We start from the raw sequence: 19,525 nt of genomic DNA, 5'->3' as shown, positions 1-19,525 counted from the left end.
GGTTGGTTAGCGACAGGTTTGCTGACGGGCTTTGTTGCTCTCTAACCGAACCCTTCCGCTGGCCGCAACCACTATCTGGTAATGGCTGATGGGCTTTTGGATTTCGCAGACCAGCAGTGTTCCGTTGCTGGTCAAAGCGGAACCCAAGCCGTTGAACCGCACGTAAGGTTTTCCTCGAAAGTTGCCAGTAATCGGTGTTTTTCCGCTGCTGATGTGCTCCTGCAATACCTCGCCATACTCTCCTCCTGCGGCTTTGTGCTCGAGCATAATTCGCCATCCAAGGCTCCAGTTGTCGTCTATCGCATGAACCAAAACCGGCGTGTTGCGCAAGATCGCCTCGGTGCGCGCAGATCGAAGCGCGCTGGCTAGCTGGTTAGCGACCTCCGTTCGCCGCTGAGACTCAACCAATTGCCCAAACCCCGGAACCGCCAGTTGCGCGGCAACGGCAATCAATGCCACTCCGGCCATTAACTGGATAAGCCCAACACCTGCTTGCTTCATGCTTTGCGTCCTTGCCTGCGGTCAGGTCAGCTAGCAAACACCTCATTCACGCTGGTTCCTAGCCCCTGTGCTGGCGTGAATTGTCAGTCTTTATTTCGCAATGGCCAGCACCTAAAGAGTTACAAATCAGGCCGCAGATCCGCTCCCCACTTCCCGTTTCATCGACTTCAATGGTCGGACGAAATGTTTTTGGACGGAGCCTGCTTATGCGTGAGGGAAACAGACATTTTCAAACCGGAATGACGTTGATCGAAGTGCTGGTTTCTCTGCTGATTGTAGCTATCGGCTTGCTCGGGGCAGCAGCAGCGCAGCTCAATGCGTTGAAGTACACCGATAGTGCGATGCTGCACAGTCACGTCAGTTTCGTCGCGCACGACATAATTGAGCGCATGCGTGCCAACCCGTATGCCGACTACACCCTGACTTCACTGGCGGCTGCTCCCGTCTTTGGCAACCTTGCTATGCCTCGTGACCAGGATCTCTATGACTTTGCTAATAGCATCAACCTGCTCGCGGGCAGCGACGCCGACGCTAGCATTACCGTCGTCGGGCGGAACATTGACATCACCATCACTTGGAACGATTCCAGAGCCGCCAATGCTCTCGGTGACATGCAGACGTTCAGTTTGAGCAGCCGCGTGGCGGTTGATTCGCAGGGGCGTCCATGAAGTTAGTATCCAGCGGCTTCGGCCTAGTCGAAATTATGCTGGCGATGACCTTGGGGTTGGTCATCACCCTAGGTTTGACTCAGCTGTTCATAGGCACCAAAAACACTTACGTCAGCCAAACCGCCGCGGCGTTCATGCAAGAAGATGCACGATTTCTACTGAGTAAAATGCTTCAGGAAATCCGCATGGTCGGCATGTTTGGTTGCCTGAAAACCATAGATGATGTTGGCAAAGGCTTTAGCGCGGCTAGGCAAACGCCAATTCGTTGGGACAACGCTAAGCAAACGTTGACCCTGATCACTGCTGATGTTGGCACTACCGGCGGTAAATCCGATTGGGTCGTTATATCCGACTGTGAGTCATCCGCCACAGCTTACGCCGGAGACCATGATCCGGGTCTCGGACAAATGAAATTCCCGATCCGGGAAGTTACCTATACCTACAACCGGCGCAACAGTGAGATCAGCGGGTTGATCAAAAACGTCAACGCGTTCTCGGTGTTGTTTGGCGTGGCCAATACTGTGGAAGACAGGTCGGTTTCACACTACAGCGCCAATCCCGTCAATCCTGAGCTGATTCGAAGCGTTCGCCTAAACCTCACGCTGAGCGACCCAGCTAAACGGGTTAAAGACCAAACCTTCACGGTCGTTGCCGCATTGCGCAACAGGCTGGGGTAGATGAAGCCTCTAATGAGCATGTACCGCCAGCGCGGCACTGTCCTATTGATCAGCTTGGTGTTTCTGCTGCTGATGACTCTCATCGGCCTTTCATCTCTGAAAAACGCCACCCTCCAGGAAAAAATGGCCGGTAGCGTAAAGCTGCGTAATCAGTCATTTCAGGCGGCAGAAGCTGCCTTGCGAATCGGCGAATCTGCGGTGCAACAGCCGGGATACTCGCTGGCCCGCTGCATAGCCATCGTCTCCTGCGCGCCTCCGCAAGAGGCGTTTGACGTCACTATGCCGGGCGCGAACCCAACCTCCGGCGTGACATGGATAGCGACTAAAGGAGGTTTCTACGCCGTTCAAAACTTTGCTGAAACAACCGAGCCGATAAATGTGCCATCGCCAATAGAAGGGACGGAGCCAAAAATATGGACGTTATATCGAGTAACTGGCGTGGGTATTCAAGGCAGGTCCAGAACAGTACTAGAGAGCGTTTACGCATTGGATCGCCGCATCATGTGGCGGCAAATACAATGAGCCCGAGCGCTGTCGCCATGCGTGAAAAGGGCTTTACGGTGATTGAATTGCTAATCGTCGTGACCATTATTGGCATACTCGCCGCCCTCGGTTATCCCAGCTACACCGACTCCCTGAAGCGCGCCCACCGCTCTGATATCGTCGGCTTACTCAGCGACACGACGCAGCAATTGGAGAGGTTTTACTCACGTAATGGGCAGTACGCAGACATTATTGGACCGCCTTCGGTGGAGCTAGAAATCACCCCGGGGAATAGGCTTTACAGGGTGATAGCTGAACGTGATGCACAAGCCTTTAGGTTGACTGCAACGCCGATTGCGGCGGGGATGATGGATGGAGACAGGTGTGGTGTGTATGTGGTGGATAACGTTGGGCGGCGCCGGAATATCAAAGAGGCAGAGGCAAGCCATGATTGCTGGGGATAATATTTTCACAGCGTAAACCACGCTCAACATAGGGGCTTTGCTTGGCCGGGGGACATTCGAGATCATGTTGTTAACCTTACAGGCCCGGCGTTCAGCCTCATCCATCAGTGTAAAGCTCGAGCTGACATGGCGTCCGCACGCAAGCAATGACCGAGCAAGATGTCCGCCGCTCCAATTACGCGGTCTCAAATCACTAAGTGGATACACACACTAAGACTAAACACTATTCGATTGACGCAGATTGTGTGTTTGAACGCTAGCAATCGAGCATCGCCTGGGCACTCATCCTTGTTAAATAACCGTACATCTAACGGTAGATTTTTGCGGCGTATTACTGCCTTATAGTCAGGTCGTCAAGGAGCCCCATAATGCACCGACACCCCAAAGGGTTTAGCCTGGTTGAATTGTTAATTACCGTGGCAGTCCTGGGGATTGCAGCGGCTATCGCAGTTCCTAACTTCCAGAGTTCGATACAGCGTTCAAGAGCCGATACCGAGGTCAGCGACTTGCAGCGAGCGCTAAACTATGCGCGTTTAGAGGCAATCAATCGTGGCGTCAATACCAGGGTAATGCCCAGTGCCGTAGGTGGCACTTGGAGTGGTCAGCTGCAGGTTGTACTCGCGTCAGCGCCCAATATCCCCTTGCGACTTGTGTCAGCTATGAGCAGTGGGGCGGTCGTCGTCCTCGGTGGCTCAAACAGTGGCGTTGTTGCCATTGATTTCAATAATCTAGGCGGGCTTGCTGCGCCGAGTACTCAGCTCGATATGACCTACACGCAGGGCACTATCACCCAAACGGTGAGGGCATGCTTGAACGGCCGGATCGTTGTCGGCGGACTTTGTTGATGGCTGACCGAAAGAACCACGCTCAGGCCGGGACGACTCTTGTAGAAGTGCTGATATCGGTACTTGTTCTGGCTATAGGCCTGCTGGGTGCAGCGGCCATTCAACTCAATGCATTGAAATACACCGATAGTTCTACCCTCTCCAGTCAAGCCAGCTTCGTTGCGTACGACATGATGGACCGGATTCGGGCAAATCCGGACGTTGACTATAGCCTCGCCGTTTCGGGTGCGGCTCCGACGGCAAATATCAGCGTTGCTCACGATCAGGATCTTGCAGATTTTTCCGCGAATGTCGCCGCCTTCGCGGGAGCGGGCTCAAAACGATCTATTACGGTGGTGGGCAGAGAGGTGACTATAGCGATCACCTGGCTAGACACCCGTGCTACCAGCAGTGCTAATGCGGACAACACGGCCAGTACCGCCACTTCAACGCAATCGTTCATCCTCACTAGTCGCGTAGCCATTGATTTGGGGATTCCATGAGCAAGCAAGCAAAGGGATTCGGTCTAATCGAAATGATGATTGCGTTAGTGCTCGGCTTGGTTGTCGTCGCGGGCATCATTCAGGTATTCATCGCGGCCAGAGGTACCTACGTGTCTCAAAATGCATCGGCTACGATGCAGGAAGATGCTCGATATGCCCTGAGTAAGATGGTGCAAGAGATACGCATGGTTGGTATGTTCGGCTGTCTTGCGACAGTAAAAGACGCGAGTTCTTCGTCCAATTTCACTCCTAATTTTTATACACCAATTAGCTTCACGACCGACGCTTCAGGGGCCAGTATCCTGACGATGAATACCGCTGACGTTGGCAGCAACGGTGGCGCGCCTACCTGGACGATAGTTTCTGACTGTGTAACTTCCGCCACCGCCTACGACGGAGTTAAGGCTCCCGTTTCAGGGCAAGTAGCGTTCCCCATCCGAAACGTCGTTTACACCTTTAAGAATAATCAGCTGTATTTGGGGTCTGGCGCGGCGGCGGCGGTGCTCGTGAACAATGTAAAAGCATTCAATATTACCTTCGGTATGGCGGGCATCCTATCGGCCACTGCCGTTAGCAGCTATTCGGCTACGCCGACCAGTGCTGATATTCGCAGTATCCGTTTGACACTTACGCTGACCGACCCAAGCAACAATGTTAAAGATCAGACTTTTAATGTGGTGGCAGCGTTGCGTAATAGGCTGCTGTAGTGGAATTGGTATGAAAATGAATAGACCTCAAGTTACACGCGCCGGCAGATCGCAACGTGGCATGGCGCTTTTGGTGAGCTTGGTATTTCTCCTGCTGTTGACGTTGCTGGGTATTTCATCCATGCAAAATGCAACCTTGCAGGAGAAAATGGCGGGTAGCGTGACGCTACGTAATCAATCTTTCCAGTTAGCGGAAACAGCGCTTCGGATCGGTGAAAACGCCGTTTCGGCGAGTGCCTATAGCATTCCGGTCTGTGACGTCGCCCTCACCAGCGTCAAATGCAGTCCTCCTTCGGACTCTACCACTCTCACATCGAGTGGCTTGGGTGGCGTTTCTGGAGTTGTATGGGTCGCCGTTGGTAATGGATTTTATGGAGTACAGATGATCGGTACAACCATGGACCCCATCAACATGAGTAGTGGCTCTACGATCCTGTATCGAATAACGGGAGTGGGTATTCAGGGGAATTCACGCACCGTGCTGGAGAGCATTTATGCCAAAAAATAAAAAGCAGTCTGCCGCCAGCCTTACGCGAACCTTGAACTTGGGTTTAGGTGTGTTTTTAGGACTGTATCTTGCCGCCCCGGTTTACGCTTTTACGCCGGCTGACTCTCCATTGTTGAGCGCTGGTTCAGTAACGCCCAATGTCATGCTGTTGGTGGATGACTCCGGCAGCATGAACAGTATCATTTGGGCGACAGGGTACGACCCCACCGCTACTGGGCGTCCATCCGTCTATGCCTGCAACTCGGACAGCAGCTGCAATGGCTTGAACGCCTTGGATATGACCAATGACAACTATCAACTCAGTAGTTTAGGTTATGGGCGATGTGGCACTGGTTATTACGGATTTAGTAAAACAAACTCAACCGGAAATATTACGTGTTTGAAGTTGCCGGATCCGGTAGGAAATAGGCAGACGCGCTATGCCGCTACCTATCTCTCTTACTTGCTGGCGCAGTCAACGACCTCAACGAAAGATTATACCGACGGCTCCATTCCCAACGATTATAGAGTTAATGTCGCGCGCAATGTCTCATCGGCTTTGGTCGCCAGTAATCGAAATCTGCGGATAGGTCTTGCCTCCTTCAATCCTCCAACTTACCAAGACTATGGTCCCGGCGGCACTATCACTCGGGCAGTCAGTGATCTTTCGGTCACTGGCACCACGACTCAGGCTCAGGCGGATACCAACTATAACAATCTGCTCTCGTCGATCAACGGTTTAGCAGCGATCGCAAACACGCCGTTGGCGGAAACTTACTATGAAATTACCCGCTATTTTCGAGGTATGACATCGTTTCAAAATATCCCATCCACTACCTTCACTAGTCCAATCCAGTACCGTTGCCAAAAGAACTATGGTGTGGTGATTACCGATGGCTTGCCCACCTATGACCGAACCTTTCCGGCGGATGACCCACTGGGCGGCGCAAATTTGCCAAATTGGGACGGGATAAATAACGATGGGGCGAACCTTAATGGCGATGGCGAGGGAGACACTTTATACCTGGATGACTTGGCGAAATTTGCATATGACATCGATATGCAAACTGGCGGGAATGACTTGGCTGGCAAGAGCTGGGATTCAACAGATTTCCCGAAACAGAATTTATTGACGTATACCGTAGGTTTTACTACGACGAACCAGATGCTTTCGGATGCGGCCAGGTACGGACATGGCCAATATTATCAAGCAAACAATAGCGCCGGGTTGAACATTGCACTCTCGGCTGCCTTGAATGACATCACCTCTAAGGCGGGCTCGGGTGGCGGCGGCTCAACGAGTTCTGCTTCATTGTCCTCTACGACGAAGTACTTTCAAACCTTTTACGATCCCACGGATTGGCGCGGCACTGTCAAAGCGTTCGCCTTTAATACCGATGGTTCGCTCAATACGACCACCCCCACTTGGGTCACCGATACGACCATCGTTCCCGGGATAACACCGACTTATCAGTCTTGGAATACGTTGTCCAATGCGGTGGTTTCACTGGTTTACGCTAACTTCTCAACCAATCAGCAGGCGACCCTGAACTTAAATCTGCCATCGGGTTTGTCCGGCAACGATCTCATTGAGTGGAGCAAAGGCGTTAGCAAGACCGGCTTCAAAGTCCGCTCTGTATTGTTAGGCGATGTGATCAACTCACCATTAGCTTACGCATCCCCGGCGGCCCACACCGCTTCGGATTCTGCGGGCGATACCAGCTATACAGCGTATCTGACTACTAAGGCTTCTATGAATGCCAGCTTGGTAGTCAATGCGAATGATGGCCTGGTTAACGTTATTGATGCCGGAAAAGGGACTCGGTTATATGCCTATATGCCTTCGAGTGTACTGCCCAACCTGCACTATGTAGCCGATCCTGCGTATATCAACGGAGTGACACATAAATTTTTAGTCGATGGACAAATATCCGTCGTTGATGCGAAGTTTGATGCTTCATGGAAAACCGTGGCGGTGGGCGGCGCCGGGGCGGGTGGCAAAGCCTTTTATGCTCTTCAGTTGTTCGACGCCTCAGCAGGTAATGTCATCAATGCCTTATGGGAGATTCGGGCGCCAGACGTATCAACTACGGCCAATGTGTTCAATGATTTGGGGTATGCGTATGCAAAACCGGAAATTGCGCGGCTATCGGATGGGCGATGGGCGGCATTTATCTCTAATGGGTATGGCAGTTACACGGGCGTTGCGTCGTTATACGTTGTTGATATTCGCGACGGTTCGTTGATTAAAGAGATTGTGACCGATATAAGTGGATCGAATGGCTTGTCGTCGGTCAAGTTGAGAGTCAATGCCCAAAGCGTCGTTCAATATGCTTATGGGGGAGACCTCAAAGGACAAATGTGGAAGTTTGATTTGAGTGATCCGGTGCCAGCCAATTGGAAGGTGGCGTTTTCCGGTAAACCGCTGTTTACGGCCTCTGGTGGTGCGACCCAGGCAATTACTGCTCAGCCGATTATCGGTAGCTACACCAACGGTCGCAAGCTAATCTATTTCGGCAGCGGTAAGCTTAACGAAACGGCCGACAAGAGCACTAAGTCGCGTCAGGCGTTTTACGCGGTACTGGATGATGATATCAATGGAAACTTCACTGAAAGCCAACTGCAGGCGCAGTCGATAACTGGCATTAACGGGTCTTTGATTTCGACGAGCCAAAATAATGTCGACTACACTTCCCAGAAAGGTTTCTACATGCCGCTGACGGTGGGTGGTGTCAACGCCGGAGAACGGGTTATATACGCAGCGCTATTGCGATTCGGCAGGGTATATTTTACTACTGCGATCCTGGATACCACTGACCCCTGTGCCAGTGCAGGCGCGGGAAACGTAATCGAATTGGATGCCACCAGCGGAAAAATGCTGACGTTTCCAATATTGGGTAATACTGCCGTCGCCGCTGGACTTCATTTCGTGACTGGCATACCCGTTATTACCTCAATTGTTTCCACCTCTGCCACTAATCAGCGAGTCATAATACAAGGTGTGGGAGGCCCGGCAGCTGCCTATTTAGAGCCTGGTGGTGTTATCAATCGCCGAATCATGTGGCGCCAGATACAGTAGGAAGTTGTTCATGCATAAAAGAATCAAGGGCTTCACCTTAATTGAATTAATGATCGTAGTAGCGATCATTGGTATTCTGGCGGCGGTTGCTTATCCCAGTTACACCGAGTATGTGAAGCGAACGCATCGCTCTGAAATTGCAGCACTGGTATCCGCAACGGCGCAGAGCATGGAGCGATTTTATACGCGAAATGGGCAGTATTCCGACGTGGTTGGTCCACCTGCCGTCGCTTTGACCCTCCCGGCCGGAAATGGCTATTACACCCTTGCCGCGACAGTTCGAACCGCCGCTGCATTCACGCTGACGGCGACCCCCATCGCAGGCACTATGATGGCGGGCGATAAATGCGGCAATTTTGTGATCGACAACACCGGCTTGCGTAGTAATACCGCCGTAACGGGTGGAGCCACCTCCCAAATCTGTTGGGGCCGCTAACTTTTTTTGCATTGAGTTCACTATGTTCAAGCAACAGGTAGTTATTGTCGGCGGCGGAGTGATCGGTCTGTTGACCGCGTTCAATCTGGCCACTGAGGTTGAAAGTGTGGTCCTGCTGGACCGCTCCGACGTCGGACAGGAATCGTCTTGGGCGGGTGGCGGAATTGTTTCGCCGCTTTATCCGTGGCGCTACAGCCCGGCGGTGACGGCCTTGGCGCATTGGTCGCAGGATTATTACCCACAGTTGGCTGACCGGTTGTTCGAAATCACGGGCGTTGATCCTGAAGTCCATACGACCGGTCTTTATTGGCTTGATCTTGAAGATGAAAAAGAAGCGTTGGAGTGGGCAGCGGCCGCTAATCGTCCTTTACGTGCAGTAGATATTTCCACCGTGTATGAAGCGGTTCCGGTCATGGGCAGTGGCTATTCCCGTGCGATATACATGGCTGACGTTGCCAATGTACGTAACCCGCGTTTGGTTAAGTCGCTGAAAGCGGCTTTGTTGTCGCTGCCCAATGTCACCCTTCACGAGCACTGTGAAGTCAGCGGGTTTATCCGTGATGGCGGCACTGTTCTGGGCGTTAGCACGGCCTCTGGCGACATACTCGGCGACCGAGTGGTATTAGCGGCAGGCGCGTGGAGCGGTGAGTTATTGAAAACCCTGGGCCTTGAATTGCCAGTCGAGCCGGTCAAGGGGCAAATGATTTTGTACAAATGTGCGGCGGACTTTCTCCCGAGCATGATTCTCGCCAAAGGCCGGTACGCGATTCCCAGACGTGATGGCCACATTCTGGTTGGTAGCACGCTGGAGCATGAAGGTTTCGACAAGACTCCGACCAGCACTGCACTCGAAAGCCTGAAGGTGTCGGCCGAAGAGCTGATACCGGCCCTGACCGACGCCGAAGTCGTAGGGCATTGGGCAGGGCTACGGCCAGCGTCGCCCGAAGGCGTCCCGTTTATTGGTCCGGTGCCCGGTTTTGATGGTTTATGGTTGAACTGCGGGCATTACCGAAATGGTCTGGTGCTCGCCCCGGCGTCTTGCCGATTGCTCACTGATTTGCTGATGGGGCAGGAGCCAATGATCAATGCAGCACCTTATGCGCCTGAAGGACGGCTAGGCTGAAACACGATTGAGATTGGCGGCCTCGACCCGTTAAACCAACGTGTTGGCTAAGGGGGGCATGCCTTCAGCCTCGCGAACAGGTCTGCTTTTGCAGCAGTACGCTTTCACGTACCTGCCGGCTTGGGCGCGAATCAATCATCCAATCCCAACTTCTTCAACCGATACCTTAGCGAGCGGAATGTCAGGTTTAGGCGTTGGGCGGCAGCGGTGCGGTTCCAGCGGGTTTCTTCGAGGGCTTGGAGGATCAGCGTTCGCTCGATGCTTTCCAGGTAGTCTTCCAGATTGTCGATGTCGGCCAAGTGATGTTCGCCCGGGCCGCCGACGGCGGGGGTGTCGATCAGGCGCAGGTCATTGGCTCCTATCTGGTCGTTTTCGCACAAGGTGTAAGCGCGCTCCAGCATGTTCTCCAGTTCGCGCACGTTGCCCGGGAAACGATAACTTTTCAGGGTCTCTATTGCCGGGGCGTTGAGCGTGGCAGGAGGCTGGCCTGAGTTCTCTGCCAATCGCCGGAGTATGCTGTCAGCCAACTGCACGATGTCTTCTCGGCGTTCGCGCAACGAAGGGACACGCAGTTCAATGACGTTTAGCCTGTAGTACAAATCCTGACGGAAGCGTCCGGCGGTAACCTCAACATTCAAATCTTTGTGGGTGGCGCACAGTATGCGCACATCGACGACCAGTTCTTGCTGACCACCTATGCTACGAACGGCTTTTTCCTGGATTACCCGGAGCAATTTAACCTGCATCGCCAAGGGTAAGTCAGCCACTTCGTCAAGGAACAGTGTTCCACCGTTAGCAGCCTGGAATAGCCCGGGCTTGTCTTCGGTCGCGCCGGTAAAACTGCCTTTGCGGTGACCGAAAAACTCGCTTTCCATCAGCTCTGAGGGAATTGCCCCGCAATTGACCGGCACAAACGGATGGTCGATGCGCGGACCTTGCTCGTGAATCAGACGTGCTACCAATTCTTTGCCACTGCCCGATTCGCCACTTATGTAAATCGGAGCCTGGCTGCGAGCCAGCTTACTGACCTGCTTGCGTAATTCCCGCATCGGCGGCGAATCGCCCAGCAGGCGGCTATCAAATGTATTTTCGATGCCGCTGGGGGTGTGCATGCGCAACGCGCTAGCGACTAACTCGCGAAGGCGAGTGAGGTCTACCGGCTTGGTCAGGAAGTCGAAAGCTCCGGCTTTCAGCGCATTGATCGCGGTATCGAGACTGCCGTAGGCGGTGATCATGGCCACCGGCACTTGGGGATAACGCTGTTGAATGTGTTGGACCAGTTCCAGGCCATTACCATCAGGCAAGCGCATATCGGTCAGGCATAAATCGAAAGGTTCGCGCTGTAACCAATCCCGGGCCTCCTTGACGTTGCGGGCACTGCGGGTGTCGAGCTTCATTCGCCCCAGCGTGATCTCCAGCAGTTCGCGGATGTCCGGTTCATCGTCGACGATCAGGATTTTTTGCTGTGGGCTCATGGTCAGCTCAACTTCAGCGGATGGGCAAAGGTTATTCGAAAACAGCTGCCACCGCCTTCCCGGGGTCTGTAATCCAGATGCGCCTGATTGCTTTCGCACAACTCACGGGAAATATATAGGCCCAAACCGGTGCCTTTGTTTTCTGTGGTGAAGAACGGTTCGAAAATCTTTGGTAGCTGTTCGTAGGCAACACCAGGACCGTCGTCGAGTATTTCAAGTACCGATAAGTCGCTGAGCGGATCTTGAAACAGATGAAACCAAACCTGCGTCAAGTCGTGGATCTGGGCGCTGTAACGCAAGGCATTCTGCAGCAGGTTGATCGCCACTTGTGTCAATTGTTCGGGGTCCATCCGCGTGCTTAACGTTCCGGTGCCAATGTCGACGTGCAACAGTTGATTGGTAAGGATTGAGCCACGGACCTCGTCGACAAAATCTTCAAGCCAACCTTTGAGGTCAAGTAACTGCGGATCTGCTTGGCGGCGACGAGATAGCTGCAGGACATTTTCAATGACCTGGTCCATCCGCCGCGTCTGGTCGTGAATGATCTGGCTCAGACGACGATCTGGAGTTGTCAGTTCGTTAGACTCTTTTAGCAACTGAGCTGCGTGGCTGATGGCACCCAGCGGATTACGGATTTCGTGAGCAATACCGGCTGTCAGGCGCCCCAATGCCGCCAATTTGAGTTGTTGAGCCTGCTGAGAAATTAATGACAAATCCTCGAGAAACACTAACGTTTGCCGGTGCTCCCCGTGATTTAGCGCGATAAAGCTCGGTTGCAGCAGCGGGCCCGCAACGGATGTCTCGACGCTACGCGGGCGTAACATCGGATTGATTAACCATTGCCGTAGACGATCCACCAGTTGGGGTGAGTACTCGTCAATGGTTTCGCCAGTCAATGGCTCATGGCCAATTAATGTCAGGGCCCCTTGATTGGCCAGCAATACCTTGCGCCGAGCATCGAGTACCAAGATGCCGGTACGCATGCGTTGCAGAATCAACGCATTAAGGGCTTCCAGATTGTCGACATCCGCAGCACGTGCATTGGCCAATGTTTCACTCAGATGCAGGCGTCGAGTGAGTGCTTGTACTAACAACGCGGCGGCAAAGCTCAACGCACCGAGCGAGCCAGCCTGAAGGTAATGATTGTAAGCCGATGGGCGATTGAAACTGAGGTAGAACGTCAGGTAAATAATTCCGATGGCAGCTGCCGCAGCAATCAGCAAGCCGATGCGTCCTCGCAGTAACACATTGCTGATAGCCACCGAGGCTATCAGCAGGTTGCCTATCCCGCTGGGTGGGCCACCGCCTGCATAGAACAGTGCGGACAGCATTACGATATCGGCCATCGCCAGGCTGAAGACCTGAGCCGCGTGTTCTGGCCTGTTCAGTAGCACACCGGCCATGATGTTGACGATCAAGTAAACCCAACAACCGCTTCTGAACAGGTCCGCGTTGGCCAGTTCGAGCAGGTCAGTGTCGAGGTTGCTGGAGATCAGCAGGATTAACGTGATGCCGATGGCCACGCGATACAGATGATAAAGCCGCAGGATTCGCTGGCCTTGAATGCCGTTAAGTGAAAGTACTTCAGCGGTCACGGGAGCCTTGGCCTTGTTCAAGATGGGCCTGGCTGCAATACCATTGGTTCTGCTGGCTAAGTGCACGGTCACGCGGCAAATGAACGCCACAGTGATCGCAGCGAACCATTGGAGCTGCGACACCCTCGGGAGGCGCAGGACTCTTGCGTGCCGCTGAGTGTTTTCCCAGGCGCTTGAAGTAGTACACCGCCACCGCAATTAAAATGACCCACAACAGTAAGCGAACCATGGCTACCAGCTTTCTGAATAAAGATTCGCAGTGTAGCCAAGGACATGACGGGCGCACAGCACAGAAATCGCGAATAAAAAAAGAGGCCCGCAGGCCTCTTTTCTCACTACGGCGGAATCAGTCGAATACACCGAAGGTCATGTAGCTGAACCACGAGCGATCATTGGTGTTGCCTTGCGCCTGATGCTGTTCTTCGTCTACCTGATCCTGATTGTCAGGAAGCAGGTCTTTCGGAATCGCGTCTTTAGCGTCTTGGTATTGTTTGATCACGTCCTGGTTGGCGCGGGTTTCACCTGGCGGCAGAGGTGGACGGTTCTCGATCAAGCCCAAAGTCGCTTTGGACAGCCACGAGCGGTTGTCCGCGTCTGAGACCTGCGGCACGAACTGACCATCAACCAGGCTGGGATGATTGGGGTAGTTCAGCTTAAGGACTTCCAAACTGGTGGCCGCCAGTGCATCCAGGTGCATGCGCTGATAAGACTCGACCATCACTGCAAGGCCGTCGCCAACGGCCGGTGTTTCCTGGAAGTTTTCTACCACATAGCGCCCACGGTTGGCGGCTGCAACGTAAGCCTGACGGGTCAAGTAATAATCGGCTACGTGGATTTCGTAGGCCGCCAGCAAGTTGCGCAGATAAATCATGCGTTGCTTGGCGTCAGGCGAATAACGGCTGTTGGGGTAACGAGCGGTCAACTGCGCAAACTCGTTATAGGAATCACGAGCGGCGCCGGGGTCACGCTTGGTCATATCCAGCGGCAGGAAGCGAGCCAGCAGGCCGACGTCCTGGTCGAATGAAGTCAGACCTTTAAGGTAATAGGCGTAATCGACGTTGGGGTGTTGCGGGTGTAAACGGATAAAGCGTTCAGCAGCAGACTTCGCAGCCTCGGGCTCACCGTTTTTATAGTTGGCGTAAATCAGCTCGAGCTGTGCCTGATCGGCATAGCGTCCAAACGGATACCGCGACTCCAAAGCCTTCAGCTTGTTGGTCGCGCTCGAGTAACTACTATTGTCCAGGTCGGCCTGCGCCAGCTGGTACAGCTCGACTTCGCTCAAGTTTTCGTCGATTACTTCTTTCGATGAACACGCGGCGGTGAGTGCGAGGATGGCGATCAGCAGCAGGTGTTTCACTTGCATGGCGGCTAGCGTCCCTATGACGGCCCGCTGTCTTGGGCGTGGCCGTCCTGTTATGATGGGCGCCCCGCGGAACCCCCGGGGCAAAAGACGCCGTATTTAACCACAAGCGCGCAGCCGAAACCAAAGGCTACGCCGCCTCCTAGTCTGGCCATGTCCGAGAATATAGAACTTAGCGCAGAGGTACCGTCCGAAATGGGTGGTCAACGCCTCGATCAAGTCGCCGCACAATTATTCGCTGAGCACTCGCGCTCGCGCCTTTCCGCCTGGATAAAAGACGGCTGCCTGACTGTGGACGGGGCCGTTATACGGCCACGTGACATCGTGCATGGCGGCGCTGTTCTGCACCTGACCGCAGAGCAGGAAGCCCAAGGTGAATGGGTGGCGCAGGATATTGAGCTCGATATCGTCTACGAGGACGATCAAATAATGGTGATCAATAAACCTTCAGGTTTGGTGGTTCACCCAGCGGCCGGTCATGCCGATGGCACGCTGCTTAATGCTCTGTTGCATCACTTTCCAGACATAGTCAATGTGCCGCGAGCCGGTATTGTTCATCGTCTGGACAAAGACACCACTGGTTTGATGGTGGTGGCCAAAACCATTCAGGCGCAGACCCAGCTTGTTACTCAGCTGCAAAGCCGCACGGTCAGCCGGATTTACGAATGCATCGTTATTGGTGTCGTGACCGCCGGCGGCAAGATTGACGCACCGATTGGTCGTCACGGTCAGCAGCGTCAGCGTATGGCGGTGATGGAAGGCGGGAAGCAGGCGGTAAGTCATTACCGTGTACTTGAGCGCTTCCGCTCCCACACTCATGTGCGAGTCAAGCTGGAAACCGGTCGCACTCACCAGATTCGCGTTCACATGGCACACGTCAACTTCCCGTTGGTCGGAGATCCGGCCTACGGTGGTCGGTTCCGTATTCCACCGGCGGCCAGTGTGACTATGGTCGAGTCGCTGAAGCATTTTCCGCGTCAGGCGCTCCACGCGCGTTTCCTGGAGCTGGATCATCCGATCACCGGTAAGCGCATGAAATGGGAATCGCCCCTTCCAGACGACTTTGTCTGGTTATTGACGCTCTTGAAGCAAGATCGCGAGGCGTTCATCGGGTGAGCGAATTCTTGGCGCAGTGGTTGATACCTGACTGGCCTGCGCCAGGGAATATCAAATCCTGTGTCACCACCCGTGCGGGCGGCGTCAGTCTGGCGCCGTTCGATAGCTTTAATCTCGGTGATCATGTTGATGACGACCTGGAGGCAGTGGCTGCTAATCGGATACGTCTGACCTCGCACTTGGGCATTCAGCCTGCTTGGCTGAGCCAAGTACATGGGGTTCACGTCGTTCAAGCAAACCCGCTCCGTGTGGTCGCCGCTGACGCTAGTTGGACCAACGCCCCCGGTGTTGCCTGCACCATAATGACAGCCGATTGTTTGCCGGTGCTGTTCTGCGACCGTGCGGGAACCCGTGTGGCTGCGGCACACGGAGGATGGCGGGGGTTGGCGGCTGGCATTTTGGAAGCGACAGTTGTTCAAATGGCGGTGCCCGTCAGCCAAATCATGGTTTGGCTGGGGCCTGCAATCGGGACTCAGGCTTTTGAAGTCGGGCCCGAAGTGCGTGATGCGTTCGTTGGCACGCATCCTGAAGCCGTTGAGGCGTTTGTACCCAGCTTGAACGACGGTCGCTTTTTGGCCGATATCTACGCTCTGGCGCGCCTGCGTTTGGCCGCGTGCGGAGTGACTGCGGTTTATGGAGGTGGATTCTGCACTGTCAATGACCCGCGTTTTTATTCCTACCGCCGCAGCGCTCGTACCGGGCGGTTTGCATCTCTGGTCTGGATTGATAGCCCCCACTCCTTGTAATACCGACGCTATCCTCTGTGGACTAACGTGCTGGCGAGCTATCTGAACGGCTAAAAGCGCATACGACCTTTCGCCAACCAGTTGGCTCCACAGGGTCGTGCCTGAGCTGCTACGCTCAGACCCCTTAGTAGCTGATCTGCGTCAATCAAATTGCGCTTGAATACTGCAAAATCGACCACATCTTATGGGCTATCTCGCAGGTTTTCTTTATAGGTGTGTCCATCGCTCCGGCCTGCTCTAAGGAAGGTGAATTATGCGTATTGACCGATTAACCAGTAAATTGCAGCTAGCGTTATCTGATGCCCAATCGTTGGCGGTAGGCCTCGATCACCCTGCCATTGAGCCTGCACATTTAATGCAGGCCCTACTTGAACAGCAAGGCGGCACACTCAAGCCGCTGCTGATGCAGGTTGGCTTTGACGTCAACAGCTTCCGCAAAGAATTGAGCAAAGAGCTCGACCATCTGCCAAAAATTCAGAATCCTACCGGCGACGTCAACATGTCGCAGGATTTGGCACGGCTGCTCAACCAAGCGGATCGCCTGGCACAGCAGAAAAGTGACCAGTTCATTTCCAGTGAGTTGGTTTTACTGGCTGCGATGGAAGACAACAGTAAGCTCGGCAAACTGTTGCTTGCCCAAGGGGTAAGCAAAAAAGCCCTTGAGAACGCCATCACCAATCTGCGTGGCGGCGAGGCGGTGAATGACTCCAACGTCGAAGAGTCCCGTCAGGCCTTGGACAAATACACGGTCGACCTGACCAAGCGCGCTGAAGAAGGCAAGCTTGATCCGGTGATCGGACGCGACGACGAGATTCGTCGGACCATTCAGGTGCTGCAGCGTCGCACCAAGAACAACCCAGTGCTGATCGGTGAGCCAGGCGTGGGTAAAACCGCAATTGTCGAAGGTTTGGCTCAACGCATCATAAATGGCGAAGTGCCCGACGGCCTCAAGGGTAAGCGTGTGCTGTCGTTAGATATGGGCGCCTTGATTGCGGGTGCCAAGTTTCGTGGTGAGTTCGAAGAGCGTTTGAAGGCGTTACTCAATGAGCTTTCGAAGCAAGAGGGCCAGATCATCTTGTTTATTGATGAACTGCATACCATGGTCGGTGCTGGCAAAGGCGAAGGTGCAATGGATGCGGGCAATATGCTCAAGCCTGCACTGGCGCGTGGCGAACTTCACTGCGTCGGCGCGACCACGCTCAATGAGTACCGTCAATACATTGAGAAGGACGCAGCCCTTGAGCGGCGCTTCCAGAAAGTATTGGTAGAAGAACCGAGCGAAGAAGACACCATTGCAATTTTGCGGGGCTTGAAGGAGCGCTACGAGGTTCACCACAAAGTGGCGATTACCGACGGTGCGATCATCGCAGCGGCCAAGCTGAGCCACCGCTACATCACCGATCGTCAGTTGCCAGACAAAGCCATCGACCTGATCGACGAAGCGGCCAGCCGCATTCGTATGGAGATCGACTCCAAGCCGGAAGTGCTCGATCGTCTGGAGCGGCGTCTGATTCAACTGAAGGTTGAATCCCAGGCGCTACGAAAAGAAGACGATGAGGCGGCGATCAAGCGTCTTGAAAAGCTTCAGGAAGAAATCAACCGGCTCGAGCGTGAGTACGCTGATCTAGAAGAGATCTGGACGGCTGAAAAAGCTGAGGTCCAAGGTTCGGCGCAGATCCAGCAGAAAATCGAGCAGTCGCGCCAAGAGTTGGAAGCTGCCCGCCGTCGGGGTGATTTGAATCGTATGGCTGAGTTGCAGTACGGGGTCATTCCGGATTTGGAACGCAGCCTGCAAATGGTCGATCAGCACGGAAAAAGCGAAAATCAGTTGTTGCGCAGCAAGGTTACCGAAGAAGAAATTGCCGAGGTTGTGTCCAAGTGGACCGGTATTCCAGTGTCGAAAATGCTTGAGGGCGAGCGCGACAAGCTGTTGAAGATGGAAAGTTTGCTGCATCAGCGCGTCATCGGCCAAGACGAAGCGGTCATCGCGGTTTCAAATGCTGTACGTCGATCCCGTGCCGGTCTCTCCGACCCGGACCGCCCGAGCGGCTCATTCATGTTCCTCGGCCCGACCGGCGTTGGTAAAACCGAGCTGTGCAAGGCGCTGGCAGAATTTTTGTTCGACACTGAAGAAGCCATGATTCGCATCGACATGTCTGAATTCATGGAGAAACACTCCGTCGCTCGGCTGATCGGCGCGCCTCCGGGATACGTAGGTTATGAGGAAGGCGGCTACCTGACTGAAGCTGTCCGCCGCAAGCCTTACTCAGTGGTTCTGCTGGACGAGGTCGAGAAGGCCCATCCTGATGTTTTCAACGTGCTGCTGCAGGTGCTTGAGGACGGTCGCTTGACTGACAGTCATGGGCGGACAGTGGATTTTCGCAACACCGTAATCGTGATGACCTCGAACTTGGGCTCGGCACAGATTCAGGACTTGGTCGGTGACCGCGAGGCTCAACATGCTGCCGTGATGGATGCGGTCAGTTCGCACTTCCGTCCGGAGTTTGTTAACCGTATCGATGAAGTCGTGGTGTTTGAGCCGTTGGCGCGTGATCAGATCGCCGGTATTGCCAATATTCAGTTGGGACGCCTGCGTGGGCGCCTCTCTGAACGCGAACTAAAGCTGGAGTTAAGCGACGAAGCTTTAGATAAATTGATCGCGGTGGGCTACGACCCAGTGTATGGCGCACGGCCTCTCAAACGTGCGATACAGCGCTGGATTGAAAACCCGCTGGCGCAGTTGATCCTTTCTGGACGCTTCCTGCCAGGCGCTAGTGTGACGGGCACGGTGGTCAACAACGAGATCGTTTTTGGCTGATCGGATCACGGCTTTGCTCTATAAACTAAGGCCCTCTCGGTGAGGGTCTTTTTTTATGGGCATAGCAGCTTACGGTGAGAAACCTCTATTTTGAGCGTTCTCATAGGAGAGTAGAAAAAAACGCAAATCATTGTCTTAAATGCAGTTTTAAGGGTTGACAGTCTTTTTTAAAATTGTAGAATAGCGCGCCTCAGAGATGCTAACGCAGCGATGCGAAATAGTCGAAGAGGCTGAAATAAGTAGTTAATTCAGCGATGTAGTTGTAAAGTTGCGTCTGAAATCGATAGTTCCGCGATAGCTCAGTTGGTAGAGCAAATGACTGTTAATCATTGGGTCCCTGGTTCGAGTCCAGGTCGTGGAGCCACTTATTCTAGATGTAGCCACATCGGGGTATAGCGCAGTCCGGTAGCGCGCCTGCTTTGGGAGCAGGATGTCAGGAGTTCGAATCCCCTTACCCCGACCA

At 53.9% G+C, this 19,525-nt stretch carries 19 protein-coding genes and 2 tRNA genes; 16 read left to right on the top strand and 5 right to left on the bottom strand.

The features are described 5' to 3' along the window. Nucleotides 1–6: 6 nt before the first annotated feature. Nucleotides 7–501 carry a GspH/FimT family pseudopilin gene (locus QN378_RS09025; protein WP_323546673.1) on the bottom strand — a complete coding sequence of 165 codons (495 nt, stop codon included), beginning with the start codon at nt 499–501 and terminating at the stop codon, nt 7–9. A gap of 206 nt (nt 502–707) precedes the next feature. On the opposite strand from QN378_RS09025, the gene pilV (QN378_RS09020) reads away from it, so the two are divergent. The 11 genes from pilV (QN378_RS09020) (at nt 708) to thiO (ending at nt 9,952) form a co-directional block, all read left to right on the top strand. Continuing rightward, entirely contained in the window at nt 708–1,169 is a 462-nt protein-coding gene (gene pilV, locus QN378_RS09020; RefSeq protein WP_323546675.1) for a type IV pilus modification protein PilV, read from the top strand. Beyond that, nucleotides 1,166–1,846 (top strand): pilus assembly protein PilW, encoded by a 681-nt coding sequence (locus tag QN378_RS09015; protein WP_323546677.1) that lies wholly within the window; start codon nt 1,166–1,168, stop codon nt 1,844–1,846. Before pilV (QN378_RS09020) ends, QN378_RS09015 begins: the two co-directional genes overlap by 4 nt. Beyond that, nucleotides 1,847–2,368 (top strand): pilus assembly PilX family protein, encoded by a 522-nt coding sequence (locus tag QN378_RS09010; protein ID WP_323546679.1) that lies wholly within the window; start codon nt 1,847–1,849, stop codon nt 2,366–2,368. Next, nucleotides 2,365–2,793, top strand: coding sequence for a type IV pilin protein (locus QN378_RS09005; protein WP_323546681.1), 429 nt, complete (start codon nt 2,365–2,367; stop codon nt 2,791–2,793). The genes QN378_RS09010 and QN378_RS09005 overlap by 4 nt, the downstream gene beginning before the upstream one ends. A 368-nt stretch (nt 2,794–3,161) precedes the next feature. Further along, nucleotides 3,162–3,638: a GspH/FimT family pseudopilin gene (locus QN378_RS09000; RefSeq protein WP_322205431.1), complete on the top strand. Its 477-nt coding sequence runs from the start codon at nt 3,162–3,164 to the stop codon at nt 3,636–3,638. Then, entirely contained in the window at nt 3,638–4,120 is a 483-nt protein-coding gene (pilV, locus tag QN378_RS08995) for a type IV pilus modification protein PilV (RefSeq protein ID WP_322205430.1), read from the top strand. Before QN378_RS09000 ends, pilV (QN378_RS08995) begins: the two co-directional genes overlap by 1 nt. Beyond that, nucleotides 4,117–4,827, top strand: a complete 711-nt coding sequence (locus QN378_RS08990) for a PilW family protein (protein ID WP_322205429.1) — start codon at nt 4,117–4,119, stop codon at nt 4,825–4,827. Before pilV (QN378_RS08995) ends, QN378_RS08990 begins: the two co-directional genes overlap by 4 nt. Nucleotides 4,828–4,843: 16 nt before the next feature. After that, the gene (locus tag QN378_RS08985; protein WP_407074070.1) at nt 4,844–5,335 is read left to right on the top strand and encodes a pilus assembly PilX family protein; all 492 of its coding nucleotides are present in this window, start codon (nt 4,844–4,846) and stop codon (nt 5,333–5,335) included. Continuing rightward, nucleotides 5,322–8,393 carry a pilus assembly protein gene (locus QN378_RS08980; protein ID WP_322205427.1) on the top strand — a complete coding sequence of 1,024 codons (3,072 nt, stop codon included), beginning with the start codon at nt 5,322–5,324 and terminating at the stop codon, nt 8,391–8,393. Before QN378_RS08985 ends, QN378_RS08980 begins: the two co-directional genes overlap by 14 nt. A gap of 10 nt (nt 8,394–8,403) precedes the next feature. After that, nucleotides 8,404–8,829, top strand: coding sequence for a type IV pilin protein (locus QN378_RS08975; protein WP_322205426.1), 426 nt, complete (start codon nt 8,404–8,406; stop codon nt 8,827–8,829). 22 nt (nt 8,830–8,851) lie between these two features. Beyond that, nucleotides 8,852–9,952 carry a glycine oxidase ThiO gene (gene thiO / locus QN378_RS08970; RefSeq protein ID WP_322205425.1) on the top strand — a complete coding sequence of 367 codons (1,101 nt, stop codon included), beginning with the start codon at nt 8,852–8,854 and terminating at the stop codon, nt 9,950–9,952. 131 nt (nt 9,953–10,083) lie between these two features. Here the strand turns inward: thiO and QN378_RS08965 are convergent, their stop codons facing one another. The 4 genes from QN378_RS08965 to QN378_RS08950 form a co-directional block, all read right to left on the bottom strand. Next, nucleotides 10,084–11,427, bottom strand: coding sequence for a sigma-54 dependent transcriptional regulator (locus tag QN378_RS08965; protein ID WP_322205424.1), 1,344 nt, complete (start codon nt 11,425–11,427; stop codon nt 10,084–10,086). A gap of 2 nt (nt 11,428–11,429) precedes the next feature. Continuing rightward, nucleotides 11,430–13,022 (bottom strand): sensor histidine kinase, encoded by a 1,593-nt coding sequence (locus QN378_RS08960; RefSeq protein WP_322205423.1) that lies wholly within the window; start codon nt 13,020–13,022, stop codon nt 11,430–11,432. Next, nucleotides 13,012–13,251, bottom strand: a complete 240-nt coding sequence (locus QN378_RS08955; protein WP_322205422.1) for a PP0621 family protein — start codon at nt 13,249–13,251, stop codon at nt 13,012–13,014. The genes QN378_RS08960 and QN378_RS08955 overlap by 11 nt, the downstream gene beginning before the upstream one ends. A gap of 117 nt (nt 13,252–13,368) precedes the next feature. Further along, a complete protein-coding gene (locus QN378_RS08950) occupies nt 13,369–14,385 on the bottom strand; it encodes an outer membrane protein assembly factor BamD (protein WP_322205421.1) in 1,017 nt (338 codons plus the stop codon). Between the two features lie 150 nt (nt 14,386–14,535). Between QN378_RS08950 and rluD the strand changes: the two genes are divergently transcribed. The 5 genes from rluD to QN378_RS08925 all read left to right on the top strand — a co-directional run bounded on the left by rluD (nt 14,536) and on the right by QN378_RS08925 (nt 19,525). Continuing rightward, entirely contained in the window at nt 14,536–15,498 is a 963-nt protein-coding gene (rluD, locus tag QN378_RS08945; protein WP_322205420.1) for a 23S rRNA pseudouridine(1911/1915/1917) synthase RluD, read from the top strand. Nucleotides 15,499–15,506: 8 nt separating this feature from the next. Then, entirely contained in the window at nt 15,507–16,244 is a 738-nt protein-coding gene (gene pgeF, locus QN378_RS08940) for a peptidoglycan editing factor PgeF (protein WP_322206940.1), read from the top strand. A gap of 253 nt (nt 16,245–16,497) precedes the next feature. Then, entirely contained in the window at nt 16,498–19,062 is a 2,565-nt protein-coding gene (gene clpB, locus QN378_RS08935) for an ATP-dependent chaperone ClpB (RefSeq protein ID WP_322205419.1), read from the top strand. A 288-nt stretch (nt 19,063–19,350) separates the two neighbouring features. Next, nucleotides 19,351–19,426: transfer RNA gene (locus tag QN378_RS08930), tRNA-Asn, on the top strand. A gap of 22 nt (nt 19,427–19,448) precedes the next feature. Beyond that, nucleotides 19,449–19,525, top strand: a tRNA-Pro gene (locus QN378_RS08925).

Origin of the sequence: Pseudomonas sp. 10S5 (genome assembly GCF_035019745.1) — a bacterium.
GTDB lineage: Bacteria > Pseudomonadota > Gammaproteobacteria > Pseudomonadales > Pseudomonadaceae > Aquipseudomonas.
This window is presented reverse-complemented; position numbering and strand designations above follow the sequence as displayed.